This is a genomic window from Petralouisia sp. (assembly GCF_056822245.1).
Window position 1 is genome coordinate 1 of sequence record NZ_JBQIOP010000024.1, and the last position, 14,252, is coordinate 14,252.

Sequence of the window (14,252 nt, forward strand, 5' to 3'; positions counted from 1 at the left end):
ATCAGTTAGCTATTTTCATTATACAGTATAAACACCGAAAAAAGGAACCTTTTACCATTCAAAATGTAAAAGATTCCTTAAGTTAATGACATTGTGAAAAATCAATATTTTTGAAGATTTGGGGGTATGTTGGAGTAATCCGGCATACCCTTTTTTTGTGTAAGCGGTTGTGTGTGATAGTGGGTTTTTATTTCTGGTTTTCATTTATTTTAGAGAAACACACTCTGATCAGCATCACAGCTTTTCCAAATCAATGCTTATGTCGTACTCATCATCAATCAGCACATAATTTACACCATGCTTTTTTGCAAGTTCAAAAAATTGTGCGTTATCTTCTAAAACACTTTCAATCGTACACCATTCATCATCCAAACGGTTTTCTATAGCATTCGCATATTTTTTTATGCTCGCAAAGTTCTGTTTTATATAAGTTTCACTCATTACAAGGCAGTAATATTTGATATCCTTAAGGTATTCCTTTTCAAAATCCTTTGACCAGTCAAAAGGAATATAGCACCCTTCCATTATAAGATTCTGCTGGTTTTCTACGGCAGTTTTAATCATTTCACGAAGAATTGGCCACAAATAATCTGTAAGCTGGTCATCATCTTCCGGTGTAAGCTTCGTATAGCCGCTGCGAATCAAACCCATTTTCAAATGGTCGATTGAAAAATACGGATATTTATATGTTTCAAGCAGCTTTTGTGCAAGTGTTGTTTTTCCTGTGTGGGAAGCCCCGGTGATCAAAACAATCATTTTTATTTTTCCTTTCCTGCAAAATTCTGTTTGTCTGAATGAAGCATACCATATTCTGTTTAATAATCACACCTAAAAGACAGCATGCTCCATAAAAATATCCCGTCAAAACAGACGCTTCCATGTGCTCTGTTTTGACGGGACAATATGCTTCAAACTGGTTGTCTTACTGTGCGTTCTGCCAAACCATTCCTCTATTTCTGGTTTGCAGGCTCAATATTAATGCTCTTTCCTTTTATTTTGGAATTGCTCATGGCCCGCAGCACTTCTTTGCCGTATTCCCGGGGCACTTCCACAAAGGTGTATTTATCGTACATATCAATGGCGCCCACCAGATCTCCTGACATTCCGGATTCTCCGGCTATGGCTCCTAAGATATCTCCGGGCCGTACATGCTGCTTTTTACCGATGTTGATAAAGAGACGCACCATGCCTTCTTCTGCGCCTGTATCGCCGAATTCAAAGTTCTCCATGCCCTTCTGAGCATTTTCCTCTTCACCCAGAAGCGCCAGTTTTAAGAATGCCGCCGCAATATCCATAGCGGTGTAATCGGATTCGTTTACCTGCTTCTCAATCATATTTACCATGGAGGTCAGATCTTCTTCTTCAATGACTGTGCCGATATGATCCATGATTTTCTCCAGTCTTACCTGCACCACATCTTCCATACTGGGGATTTTCTGGGCAAGAATCTTGGTTTTGCAGTATCTCTGGATATCTTTTAATTTGTAAACCTCTTTGCCCTTGACAAAAGTAAAGGAACGGCCGGTTCGTCCTGCTCTTCCGGTTCGTCCGATCCGGTGCACATAATATTCGTCATCCTGTGGAAGATCGAAATTAAACACCGCTTCCACGTCATCCACGTCAATTCCTCTGGCCGCCACATCGGTAGCTACCAGAATCTCTGTTTTTCCATTGCGGAAATGGTTCATAACCCGATCCCGCTGCATCTGCTTCATATCTCCGTGAAGCCCTTCTGCAAAATATCCTCTGCCCTGCAGCGCGTTGGTAAGCTCGTCCACCATGCGCTTGGTATTACAGAAAACCAGGGAAAGTCTGGGATCGTACACATCCAGAAGGCGACTCAGCACTTCTACCTTGTCCTTGCGTTTTACGTCATAATAATACTGCTCAATATTCGGAACGGTCAGCTCCTTTTTGACCACCTTAATGGTGACGGCGTCCTTCTGATATTTCTTGGTAATCTCCAGAATCGGTTTGGGCATGGTAGCAGAAAACAATACGGTCTGCCGCTCTTTTGGAATATATTCCAGCACTGTTTCAATATCTTCCCGAAATCCCATATTCAGCATTTCGTCCGCTTCGTCCAGTACGATAGTCTCTACTTCCTCACACTTAATGGTTTTTCTCCTCAGGTGATCCATCACCCGTCCCGGCGTACCGATAATAATCTGGGCGCCGCCCTTTAAGGAGCGGATCTGCTTGACAATATCCTGCCCGCCGTATACAGGAAGCACCTTCACCCCATGCATATATTTTGCAAGGCAGCGGACTTCTTCTGCCACCTGGATGGCAAGCTCCCTGGTGGGACAGAGTACAATGGCCTGGGTTTTCTTATTATGGGGATCTACCTTCATCAGCAATGGTATTCCAAACGCCGCGGTTTTCCCGGTACCGGTCTGTGCCTGTCCAATGACATCTACTCCTTCCATTACTACAGGAATGGCCTTGCTCTGAATCGGAGTAGCTTCTTCGAACCCCATTTCGCGAATGGCACGCAATATCTGGGGGTATAAATCTAATTCATCAAATCTTACTGTTTCCATATATTTCCTTTCACTCTCTATTGCAAACCTGTTGCTAATCATATCAGAGAAACTACCGGTTGTCAAACTGTTTTGAAAAACTTCTGCATTTCTATTGACATTCACTCCGACAAGGTGTAGTATTTACTTGCACTCAATGTAGTTTTAATTACTATGTGTTCATATTTCAATTACTTTTACATATACTATTAACGGCTATGAATTAGAAACCTTACTGAACTCATTTAACTGAAGGAGGAGATATTACCATGAAATTCAAATTAAAAGATCCGGGAAGTTCCATTACACATTTTATCGGCATGCTGATGGCCCTTTTTTCCGCCACGCCGCTTTTGATCCGGGCTTCCACCAATCCTGATAAAATTCATGTGATTTCCCTGGCGGTTTTTATTACAAGTATGATTTTGCTTTACGGCGCAAGCGCCACTTATCATGCTTTGGACTTGTCCGAACAGACCAACCGGATTTTAAGAAAACTTGACCATATGATGATTTTCGTTCTGATTGCGGGCACTTATACCCCGGTATGCGTAATCGTCCTTGGAGGCCGCACCGGCTACAGCCTTCTGACCCTGGTCTGGGGAATTGCCCTTGCAGGAATCCTGGTAAAAGCCTTCTGGATTACCTGTCCCAAATGGTTTTCTTCCTTATTATATATCGCCATGGGCTGGGTATGCGTTCTGGCTTTTACACAGATTATCAATTCCCTTTCGCATCAGGCTTTCGGATGGCTTTTGGCCGGCGGCATAATCTATACGGTGGGCGGTATTATTTATGCTCTGAAACTGCCTATTTTCAATTCCAGACATAAGAATTTCGGCTCCCACGAAATTTTCCATCTGTTTGTGATGGGCGGCAGCGTATGTCATTTTATTATGATGTACTGTTTCGTGGCAAATATGCCTGTTTTGTAAAATCTGCTTGTACGACCGCTTCAATAACATGCAGCTGCATATGGTTGGAGCGGTTTTCTGCGTAAAAACTTCAGCCTCTGCCTGTCCCAATATGTTAAACATTAATTTCTCTTTTCTTTTTGATAGGCTTCTATCAGTTTTTCTTTTTCTTTCCGGGTCATTTTCTTGATTTGTGCTTCCCGCTGCATGGCTTCCTGTTTCGTATCATGCTTTTCCTGATATGCCAGCTCCACCGGCCTGCGTCCTCTGGTATACCTGGCGCCCCGGCCCGCATTGTGGTCTTTGACCCGTTTGTCCAAATGATTCGTCCATCCTGTATACAGCGTCCCGTCACTGCACCGGAGGATGTAAGTAATATTCTGTTTTTCTTTCATCAGCGGCTCCCTGTTATGTAAAGAGACTGCAAGCAGTCTCCTGTATGCAAAAGCAGCACGGTAAAACTGGTATTTTTCTAAATAGGAGATAAGACGAAACATTTCAAAAACTGGTAAAAGAGCCAGTGCTGCGTACGTTCTGTTGCTTATACTCTATGTTATGAAAAATACCGGAAACTGTGCCTGTTTTCTTCGGTATTGCAATAAACTTTTATTCTTATTTTCACACATACTACTGGTAAAGTTCAAGAAAAATTTTGAGATTTGCCGCCGATTTTCTGCTATATGGCTTTTCAAACACATGCTGTAACATGGCTTTTCAAACACACGCTGCAATTTGGCGTGTGTTTGAAAATGCCTGAGCCCTGCGGCAAACTTTTATTATTCCAGATATTCCATGGGATTCACCGGCTGATTATCTTTCAGCAATTGAAAATAGAGATTGGAGCCTTCCACAGAGTAATATTTGGTGGGTTCGCTGACATAGCCGAGAATCTCTCCGCTGTCCACATAATCGCCCTGGTTTTTGGGGACTTCTTTTAACTGTCCGTAGCGGGCGCTGTATCCGTCGCCCATATCCACCGTCATGGTAAGCCCTGTTTCCTCACTGGTTTCAATGGAAACCACTTCTCCGGAAGCCACTGCGTTCACAGGAGTGTTGACAGCCGCCTGGAGAATAACCGCCGGATTATATTTGTACTGATCCAGAGTTGCAAAATATACGGTCTGATCCATGTTGTAGTTTAAGATGACATTTCCCTGCAGAGGCCAGCTTAAATCCGCCGCTGCGTCAAAATGAAGCTCCGGCTGCACAGGAGCGCTGGTTTCTGCCACCACCTCCGGCTCATCCATAAAATCATCTTCCACCGGCTCAATCATACCGGATACTTCTTCTGTCTCTTCTTCCTCTTTTTTCTTGGCTTTCATCCGGGCTTTGGCTTCTGCTGCCGCCTGTTCTCTGGCTTTTTCCACAGCCGCCTGTTCTCTCGCCGCGTCCTCTTCTTTTGCCTGCTGCACCTGCTGCTGACGCTCTTTCGCCAGCTGTTCTTCCTGTTCCCGTTCCTGTCCTGCATAATACAGGCCCAACATGCCAAATGCTGCCACTACCATAATCACCGCAGCCACAAGATAGGATTTCCGATTGAAAAATGCTGCAAATTTTTTATTTCTCATCCTGTCACCTTCCATTTCTGTTTGTTTTTTCCTTCTTATTCTTGCCGGAAAAACAAGGATTATTCAGGATAAAAAATAAAATTCAAAGATTTACTTTTTTTCGATGGAAACATCTTTATAATAATACTGCAGGATTTCCTGATAAGTTTTCCCCTCTTTGGCCAGTTCATTGGCTCCGTACTGGCTGAGCCCCAGGCCGTGTCCCAGTCCCTTTGTGACAATGCGTATTTTATTTTCTACTTCTTTCAGGTAAAAGCAGGAGGAATTCAGATTCAGGCAGTTCCGGAATTCTTCTCCCGTCACAGTTTTCTCTCCGATCGTCACCTGGACTGCATAATCTGCGCCGTCCCGCTGAGTGACAGTTACGGCATCCATTACATTGTCTTTTGGAATCTCGGGACAAAGTTCTTTTATTTTATCTGCAAATTCTTCTTGTTCCAGGAAAACAACTTTCAGAAAATCCGGAGAGGGAATATCCATTCCGCTGTCTGTGCCGGCCAGATAGGGCTCGTCCTCCCGCAAAAAAGCTTCTTTTGCATTTCTGGTCTTTCCTGCGCTGACGGCGTGAAATGCCGGCTGAATAGGCGTTCCATTGTAAAGCAGAATTTCTCCCTTTGTAGCCTGTGCCGCTTCTTCCAATTGCTGATAATTCTGTTCGAACCCCTCCTGCCCCCACAATTCCAGCATTTCTTCTCTGGACATGGATTCGGGCAGTTTCTGGCCTTCTGTTTCCAATGCCAGAATCAGCGCCGTTCTGGCAATTACCGCCTGGGCTTTCACCGCCTCCCTCTGATAATCCAGGGGAATTTGTTTTGCCAGGATACCGGTAAGATATCCTTCCACATCCTGTTTTGCATCTGTTTTCTTAAGGCCGGGGCTTTCTTTCTCATCGGATGTTTTCTGCGGATCGGAGTTTTCTTCTTCATCGGATGTTTTCTGCGGGCCGGAGTTTTCCTTTGCTGGTTCCTTCAACGCTTCCTGGATTGTCCCGGTTCCTGTGCTTGTCTCCCCGCCCTGAAACACCAGAGTGACCACATAGGGCACTGTAATTACAAGAATGCAGACTGCCAGGCATGTTTTTATTTTTTCTTTCAATAAAGCACCCCCTTCTCAGACTATATGATTGGGGATGGGGAAGTATGCATTTATTTTTTTCAAACAAATGTTCTTATTTTTCTTGCATTTTTCTCAGCCTTGTGTTATGATAATTCCAGAACATGAGTTCGCACATGTATGTAAAGGGGACGTTCATTTATGAATTTACAGAAAAACATGAGTTTACTGGAGAAATTAACAATCCTGTCTGACGCCGCCAAGTACGATGTTGCCTGTACCTCAAGCGGCGTAGACCGGAAGGGAACCGGCAGGGGAATGGGGAATGCCATTGCTCCCGGCGTCTGCCACAGCTTTTCTGCCGATGGCAGATGCATCTCGCTTCTGAAGATTTTATTTACCAATGAATGCATCTTCAACTGCGCCTACTGCCTGAATAACTGCGGCACAGATGTGGCCCGGGCCTCTTTTACGCCGGAAGAAATCTGCACCCTTACCATGGAATTCTACCGCCGCAATTACATTGAGGGATTGTTTTTAAGCTCCGGCATCCTGATCAGCCCCAACTATACCATGGATCTGATTTACCAGACCATCTATCAGCTGCGCAATGTCCATCACTTCCAGGGATATATCCATGTGAAGTCCATTCCCGGCGCCGATCCGCTGCTGATAGAAAAGACCGGCTTCCTTGTTGATCGTATGAGCGTCAACCTGGAGCTTCCTACGGCTGACGGACTGCGCCGGCTTGCCCCCTGCAAGTCCCGCAATACCATCTTGAAGCCTATGCGTCAGATTCAGAACCGGATCACGGACAATAAGCAGGAGTTGACGGTTTACCGGGAAGCTCCGCGGTTTGTGCCTGCCGGACAGTCCACCCAGATGATTATCGGCGCTACTCCGGAGAATGATTTTCAGATTATGAGCGTTGCAGAGGGACTTTACCAGAAGTTTCAGCTTAAGCGTGTTTTCTATTCCGCCTTTGTCAATGTAAACGGCAACTCTATGCTGCCTGCCCTGCCCGGAGGCCCTCCGCTGCTGAGGGAACACCGGCTGTACCAGGCGGACTGGCTGCTGCGCTACTACCATTTCCAGGTTTCAGAACTGCTGTCGGAAGATCGCCCGGACTTTAATATTTTTCTGGACCCCAAGTGCGATTGGGCGCTGCGCCATTTAGAATATTTCCCGGTGGAAATTAATAAGGCTTCCTATCAGACGCTGCTGCGGGTGCCGGGCATTGGCTACAAGTCTGCGGAACGCATTGTGAAAGCAAGAAAAAGGAATCGTCTTAACTTTGATGATCTGAAGAAAATCGGCGTAGTTCTGAAACGCGCCCTGTATTTCATTACCTGCTCCGGCAAAATGATGTACAACACCAAGCTGGAGGAAAACTATATCTGTGAGAATTTAATGCGGGATAAGACTCAGCTTCCCAAAGACATCCGAGAAAGCGGCTATCAGCAGCTCAGCTTTTTTGACAAAGATATGCGCTCTGAGTTCCAACTGACAGACGCCCGGATACTTCCGCCGGGACAGCAGATTGTTACCGTTTAGCTTGAACGTTTTATATAACTTGAAAATGAACGGAAATAAATGCGTGAATAGAAAGAAAGGAATGGAGAACTGCCATGTATGTATTCATATGTGAGAACAGCATTGACGGAATTTTTACCGGCGTCTATGACGCCTGGGCCAGTAAATACGGACATGCAAATATTTCCCTTACCGCCTGTCCGCCAGACAACCACACTTTATTTGACGAATACATCACAGTCTCCACCGATTATGAGAAAAGTGAAAAAGTCGCACGCACATTGTTTCGCCGTCTGGGAGAGGAAACATATACGGAATTGTGCCAGGCGGCCGCTGCATTAGAGGAACCCGCCGGACGAAAGAAACATCTGGACAAAGCAGACGCTCTTTACCGCACTATTGTACTGGCATTATCCCTGAAAGACGGCAGCAAGGTACTGAATTATCTGGGAGAGCCTTACGTCAACCGGGTATTTCAGCTTTCCAGAAGCACCGGCAATGAAGCCCATCATCTGCTTGGCTTCCTGCGGTTCCAGGAATTGGAAAACGGCCTGCTTTTTGCCAGAATCCATCCTAAGAATCATGTACTTCCTTTTTTGGGAGAACACTTTTCCGACCGGCTTCCCCAGGAAAACTTCATGATTTATGACGCCTCCCACAGCCTGGCTGCTCTCCATCCCCAGGGGAAAGGATTCTTTCTGACAGATACCTGCAGCCTGAACGAAGATATGCTGAACCGGTTTTCCCCGGAAGAACTGGAATATCAGAAGCTCTGGTGCGGATTTTTCGACAGCATTGCCATTGAAGCCCGAATCAATCCCAGGCTCCAGAACCAGAATATTCTGAAACGCTTCCAGAAGGATGTAATAGAATTTCAGAAAAAGCGGTAATTAATCTCCGGGCGCCGGAATCAGGTCCGTCCATAACATTGATGAACTCTATTATAGATAATGGCCCAGAACATTGCTCAATTCTGCAAATTGTTCCAAGGTTAAAGCCTCTCCCCGTATCCCCGGATTCAGTCCCAGTTTCTCCAATGCGCCTGCAATCTGCTCCTTTGAGGCTGAGATTTCCGGCGAATTATTTAATCCGTTTACCAGGGTTTTGCGCCTCTGGTTAAAAGATGCGCGAATGATACAAAACATCAGCCTTTCGTTTTCTGTCTGTACTGCTGCTTTCTCATGCCTCACTAACCGGATCACCGCACTTCCCACTTTAGGTCTGGGCATAAAGCAGTTGGGCGGTACATTGGCAATGATTTCCGGTTTGGCATAGTACTGAACCGCCAGAGACAACGCTCCGTAATCCTTGCTTCCCGGCCCTGCCTGCATACGCTCCGCCACTTCCTTCTGAACCATTATAGTGATGCTGTCTACCGGCACATGGCTTTCAAACAATCCCATAATAATCGGCGTTGTAATATAATAGGGCAAATTAGCCACTACCTTAATGGGATTGCCGCCATTCTTTTTCTGAGCCAGACCATTGATATCCACTTTGAGGATATCTTCATTGATTACCTCCACATTCTCATAATCATGCAGAGTTTCCTCCAGAATGGGAATTAAGTTCCGGTCGATTTCCACTGCCGTTACTTCTCTGGCATTTTCGCAGAGATATTGGGTCATTGTGCCGATTCCCGGCCCGATTTCCAACACAAAATCCTCCCTGGTAATTCCGGCTGCGCCGATAATTTTCTCCAGGACTCTGGGATCTATCAGAAAATTCTGGCCAAATTTCTTCTGAAAATTAAAATGATACTTCTGCAATACCGCTATGGTATTCTGCGGTTTTCCTAAATCTGCCATGGTTCCTCCATCCTGTGTGATTCTTCGTATTGTGTTTTGTTTCAGCGGAGCTGATGAAATTGTTTATGCGAAGCCCTGTATCTTCTTTTGGGCTGAATGCATATGAAACTATATTCTAACCGATTATACATGGTTTTTCAGAAGATGGCAATCTGTTTTGTAATGCTTACTTGCAAAATGTTATGGGGGATTTCAAATGTGTATTAATCTACAGCGAACTTTTGTCTTTGGATACGGACAGAACTACCGGATTGCCGTTTGCTTAGCCAAAGGGCAATCCGGTAGTTCCTGTGTATCGAAATATAGATTGTTCGCTGTATTACTAGTGCATCGAAAATTAAATAACTGCTATATTCACGCAGGATATGCTTTCGAGAGTTTAGGAAAAAAACGCAGGCGTTGAAGTGTTTGCAAGTTTGTCGACAGTAATTGCGTAACCCACTGTAAAATACCTGTCCTCAACAAAATCTTGTAAACCCTATTCAAAGATGCTAAACTTAAAGCAATGTGAATTTAAAGAAAATGTCTGTTCAACGAAAATAAAAAGATATACCTGTATATTCCGGCTCGAATATGCCGGATTCGAAAAGCATTGGCTGAGTTTAAGAGGAAAACAGATGGCTAACTAAGGAGATGTATACCATGGATACAAAGGACATTCGGTGTTTTTGCCGTGTATATGAAGAACGGGGGATCAATCAGGCAGCAAAGCAGCTTTTTATCACTCCCCAAGGGCTTAGCAGGATTATTACAAAACTGGAAGCAGAATTACAAACGACTCTCTTTGAACGTTCCGTAAGGGGGCTTTGTCCGACTGCAAGCGGGTCATATTTGTATGAAAATTGCCGGGAGCTATTAAACAGGCTGGATGATATAGAAATTGGAATTCATCGGATTGAGCGAATGGACAAAGAACTTCAGCTTGGATTTTCGTGCGGGGTATTAAATGTATTCCCATTCCATACGTTGGAACGATTTAAAACAGAAAATGCTGATATACAGATTCAGTGGGAAGAATTGGAAAACCAGGAGGTTATTGATAAAATTTTTCAGGGGATCATTGATGCGGGGTTTGTAATTGGCAGTATTGGACGAAACGGATTATATGCAAGGGAAATGTATCAACGCGGAATGGACGCTTTGGTATATGAAGGACATCCACTATATGACAGGGAGCTTCTTTCAGTTAGTGATCTACGGGATGAGCCCTTGATCATGCTTAATGAAAAATTTTCCTGCTATCATAATTTTGTGGGGCGCTGCAAAGATTTTGGATTTATTCCCCTGATCCGCGTTAAGACAATGGAAGTCCAGCTAATCTATCGGTTTTGCAGGGAAAAAATGGGAATTGGGATTGATACAAATATCCATAAACATGATATAAGCATGGACGGCATACACCGGATTAAATTGCAGGATGCATTTTCATGGAAAATATCCATAGTGTGCAAGGAAGACCGCAAAAAAGAAGCATTGATAAGAAAGTTAATAGACATTTTTTAAATTGGAAACGCGTATCAATAATTTGTTGGCAGCTGTTATCTTTTTAATGATAGATAACAGCTTTTTTTCATGCTATTCTAATATTGTTAAGAAAATAACAAATATCCATCTGAAATAGGAGGAAAACCATGGAAAGAAAATTTCCACATTTATCAAGCCCTATTACGATCGGAAGAGTGACATTTCGAAATCGTATGTTTTCTGCGCCGATGGGCGGCACAGATATCACAAATGACGGCTGCATCGGACCAAAATCAACTGCGTTTTATGAATTAAGAGGAAAAGGCGGCGCGGCTGCTGTTACTGTCAGTGAATGTATGGTGCATCCAAAGACAGACGGCTCGCATGCGTACCACCTGGATACAGCAGTGTTAAATTCTCTTGCTGCAGCAACCTATACTGCGGATGCAATACGCCGCCATGGAGCTATGCCAAGCTTGGAATTATCGCATTCTGGCATGTATGCAGGAACTTATATGACAGATAAGACAAAACAGAAATCCATGAACCAGTGGGGTGCTAGTGATATTATCCGGCCAGATGGCATAGAAGTAAAGGCGCTCACAAAAGAAATGATTGCTGAAATTGTAGAATCCTATGGTACAGTAGCAGGCCTGGCGAAACGGGCTGGCTTTGAAATGATCATGGTACATGGCGGCCACGGCTGGCTGCTGAATCAGTTCTTTTCTCCGTATTTTAATAAGCGGACGGATGAGTATGGCGGAAGTCTTGAAAACCGCTGCCGTCTGGCAATAGAAGTACTGAAATCGGTAAGGGAGGCCGTTGGGCCTGGATTTCCAATCGAATTCCGTCTGAGCGGTTCCGAACTGTTCGAAGGGGGTTATGACCTTGCAGAGGGGTGTCGGATTGCACAACAGATAGAGCCTTATATCGATCTGCTTCACGTATCTGCCGGCACGTACCAGAGAGGATTTGGCGATACGCATCCTTCCATGTTTAAAGAACATGGTTGTAATGTATATCTGGCTGCAGAGATCAAAAAACATGTATCTATACCAGTTGCTACATTAGGAGGTTTAAATGACCCTCATCAGATGGAGGAAATCATTGCCAGTGGTAAAGCCGATATTGTATATATGGCCAGAGCGCTTCTGGCTGACCCATGCCTGCCAAGAAAAGTTGTAGAAAACCGTGAGGATGAAATTGTAAAATGCCTCCGCTGCTTTACCTGTATGGCAGAAAGGGCTGCTACCTCTACCAGAAGATGCACGGTGAATCCATTGATCGGACGTGAAATGGAAGGCTGGGATGTGATCCCGGCTCCGGAGAAGAAAAAAGTGCTTGTTGCTGGCGGCGGCCCGGGCGGATTGTATGCGGCATATACAGCAGCCCGAAAGGGGCATCAAGTTATTCTGTGCGAAAAAGAATCAGATGTGGGCGGTATATTAAAAAGTGAACAGGCTCTTCCTTTTAAACACGAAATGTATGAACTGTCTGGTACATACAAACTCTTAGCAGAAAAAGCAGGTGTAGAAATCCGTCTGAACACAGAGGTTACGAAAGAATACGCAGAAAAAGAAGATGTGGATGCATTGATCATAGCCGTTGGTTCCACGCCGCTGGTTCCACCGATTCCTGGTTTGAACGGGAACAATGTAGTACTCGTCAATAACTATTATCTGGAAAAAGAAAAGGTCAGTGACGAAGTAGTCGTATTTGGCGGCGGCCTTGCCGGGTGTGAATGCGCAATACATCTTGGCATGGAAGGTAAAAAAGTCTGCCTGGTAGAAATGCGTGATGAACTTGCTCCAGATGCAAATGTACGCCATCGTCCGCTTCTTTTAAAAGAAATAGAGAAATACGCAACTGTTTATACCGGGTACAAGGGCCTGGAAGTTACAGCGGATGGAATTCTTTGTGAAGACAAGAATGGCAGCAAGCAGCTTGTTCCTGGAAAATCAGTAATTTGCGCCCTGGGACAGCGTTCACGTACAGATGCGGTTACAGAATTACAGGATGCAGCGCCTTTTGTAAGAGTGATTGGTGATGCGGCAAAAGTATCAACGATTACAAATGCCGTCTATTGGGGCTACCATGCTGCTTTAGACATTTAAGAGAAAGCGGGAAAAAGGTTATGAATTTAGATAAGAAAAGATGGATCATACTAGCGGCAGCATGTCTGATCAATTTGTGTTTAGGTTCAATTTATGCATGGAGTGTATTTGCTTCTTCCATGGCAGAACATTTTAGCAATGCCCTTGGACAGAATGTAACATCTGGTGATCTTGCAATTGTATATACAATTGCAAATGCAGTAGGGCCTGTTACGATGATTTCCGGCGGAGCAGTCAATGACAGGCTGGGACCGAAAAAGGTGATTACACTGGGTGGTATCATGTTTGGCGGCGGCATGGTGATTTCTGGTTTTGCAACCAGCGTTTCATTTCTAATCGTCAGCTATGGTTTGATAGCCGGACTGGGACTTGGAATGGCCTATGGGGCAACCATCTCTACGAGTGTGAAATATTTTCCGGATAAACGTGGTCTGATAGGCGGCATTACGACTGCTGTATATGGAATGAGTTCCGTGATTCTGCCTCCTATTGTTACGATTATTGTAAATCGCTGGAATGCTGCGGTTGCGTTCAAAGCGGTTGGAGCGGTTTTTCTGGTTATTATTCTTATAAGCACACAGTTTTTGGAGCAGTGTCCCCAGAATTATGTCCCGGCAGGTTACAAACCGCCTGCAACGCAAAAGGGCACAGCAGATCTGAACTGGAAAGAGATGCTCAGGACGCCGGTATTTTATGTCATGCTGCTTCTGCTTACAAGCGGAGCTTTCAGTGGCATGATGGTTATTTCCCAGGCATCGGCAATGGCACAGGGAATGATTGGGATGACAGCCATTGCAGCGAGTGCGGCGGTATCAATCCTTGCCCTTTTTAATGCGTTGGGACGAATTGTGGCGGGATACATATCAGATAAAATCGGCCGGATCAATACGTTGATGACAGCATGTATTTTATGTATTGCCGGAATGCTGTGCCTGTATTTTTCTGCAAATGGACAGCAGATGTTATTCTATATTGGAATCTGTATTGTTGGTGTTAGTTTTGGTTCTTTTATGGGAGTGTATCCGGGTTTTACAGCATACCAGTTCGGTGCGCGTAATAACAGTGTAAATTATGGAATTATGTTCATTGGTTTTGCACTTGCGGGATATTTTGGACCACAGATTATGCGCAGCGTTTATAATTCAACCGGAATTTACCAAAATGCTTTTTTGATTGCCTGTGGGCTGAATATAGCAGGGATCATTCTGGCCATTTTTTACCGAATTATCAGAAAGAAGTAAATCGGTTTATGGAACAATTAAAGTTTCAAAAGTGC

General features: G+C 44.5%; 12 protein-coding genes. 6 read left to right on the plus strand and 6 right to left on the minus strand.

The features are described from left to right. Window positions 1-234: 234 nt before the first annotated feature. Both ACTO17_RS10925 and ACTO17_RS10930 read right to left on the minus strand, forming a co-directional pair. Window positions 235-756 carry a P-loop NTPase family protein gene (locus ACTO17_RS10925; RefSeq protein WP_172538249.1) on the minus strand — a complete coding sequence of 174 codons (522 nt, stop codon included), beginning with the start codon at window positions 754-756 and terminating at the stop codon, window positions 235-237. Window positions 757-950: 194 nt separating this feature from the next. Further along, entirely contained in the window at window positions 951-2,543 is a 1,593-nt protein-coding gene (locus tag ACTO17_RS10930; protein WP_482557955.1) for a DEAD/DEAH box helicase, read from the minus strand. Between the two features lie 248 nt (window positions 2,544-2,791). On the opposite strand from ACTO17_RS10930, the gene trhA reads away from it, so the two are divergent. Continuing rightward, a complete protein-coding gene (gene trhA / locus ACTO17_RS10935) occupies window positions 2,792-3,457 on the plus strand; it encodes a PAQR family membrane homeostasis protein TrhA (RefSeq protein ID WP_482557956.1) in 666 nt (221 codons plus the stop codon). A 101-nt stretch (window positions 3,458-3,558) separates the two neighbouring features. Here the strand turns inward: trhA and ACTO17_RS10940 are convergent, their stop codons facing one another. From ACTO17_RS10940 to ACTO17_RS10950, 3 genes are all read right to left on the minus strand, one after another. Further along, complete coding sequence (locus tag ACTO17_RS10940) at window positions 3,559-3,831, minus strand: GIY-YIG nuclease family protein (RefSeq protein ID WP_482557957.1); 273 nt, start codon at window positions 3,829-3,831, stop codon at window positions 3,559-3,561. 381 nt (window positions 3,832-4,212) lie between these two features. Then, window positions 4,213-5,004: a peptidoglycan DD-metalloendopeptidase family protein gene (locus tag ACTO17_RS10945; RefSeq protein WP_482557958.1), complete on the minus strand. Its 792-nt coding sequence runs from the start codon at window positions 5,002-5,004 to the stop codon at window positions 4,213-4,215. Window positions 5,005-5,094: 90 nt separating this feature from the next. Continuing rightward, on the minus strand, window positions 5,095-6,099 hold the full coding sequence (locus tag ACTO17_RS10950; RefSeq protein WP_482557959.1) for a SpoIID/LytB domain-containing protein: 1,005 nt from the start codon (window positions 6,097-6,099) through the stop codon (window positions 5,095-5,097). A 159-nt stretch (window positions 6,100-6,258) separates the two neighbouring features. Between ACTO17_RS10950 and ACTO17_RS10955 the strand changes: the two genes are divergently transcribed. Next, window positions 6,259-7,611, plus strand: coding sequence for a putative DNA modification/repair radical SAM protein (locus ACTO17_RS10955; protein ID WP_482557960.1), 1,353 nt, complete (start codon window positions 6,259-6,261; stop codon window positions 7,609-7,611). Between the two features lie 74 nt (window positions 7,612-7,685). After that, the gene (locus ACTO17_RS10960; protein WP_482557961.1) at window positions 7,686-8,480 is read left to right on the plus strand and encodes a TIGR03915 family putative DNA repair protein; all 795 of its coding nucleotides are present in this window, start codon (window positions 7,686-7,688) and stop codon (window positions 8,478-8,480) included. Window positions 8,481-8,531: 51 nt separating this feature from the next. Here ACTO17_RS10960 and rsmA read toward each other — a convergent pair whose 3' ends face one another. Further along, window positions 8,532-9,398 (minus strand): 16S rRNA (adenine(1518)-N(6)/adenine(1519)-N(6))-dimethyltransferase RsmA, encoded by an 867-nt coding sequence (gene rsmA, locus ACTO17_RS10965; protein ID WP_482557962.1) that lies wholly within the window; start codon window positions 9,396-9,398, stop codon window positions 8,532-8,534. 642 nt (window positions 9,399-10,040) lie between these two features. Between rsmA and ACTO17_RS10970 the strand changes: the two genes are divergently transcribed. The 3 genes from ACTO17_RS10970 to ACTO17_RS10980 all read left to right on the plus strand — a co-directional run bounded on the left by ACTO17_RS10970 (window position 10,041) and on the right by ACTO17_RS10980 (window position 14,217). Beyond that, complete coding sequence (locus tag ACTO17_RS10970; protein WP_482557963.1) at window positions 10,041-10,901, plus strand: LysR family transcriptional regulator; 861 nt, start codon at window positions 10,041-10,043, stop codon at window positions 10,899-10,901. A gap of 128 nt (window positions 10,902-11,029) precedes the next feature. Continuing rightward, window positions 11,030-12,976 carry an oxidoreductase gene (locus ACTO17_RS10975; protein WP_482557964.1) on the plus strand — a complete coding sequence of 649 codons (1,947 nt, stop codon included), beginning with the start codon at window positions 11,030-11,032 and terminating at the stop codon, window positions 12,974-12,976. A 20-nt stretch (window positions 12,977-12,996) separates the two neighbouring features. Then, window positions 12,997-14,217, plus strand: a complete 1,221-nt coding sequence (locus ACTO17_RS10980) for an L-lactate MFS transporter (RefSeq protein ID WP_482557965.1) — start codon at window positions 12,997-12,999, stop codon at window positions 14,215-14,217. Window positions 14,218-14,252: the final 35 nt, after the last annotated feature.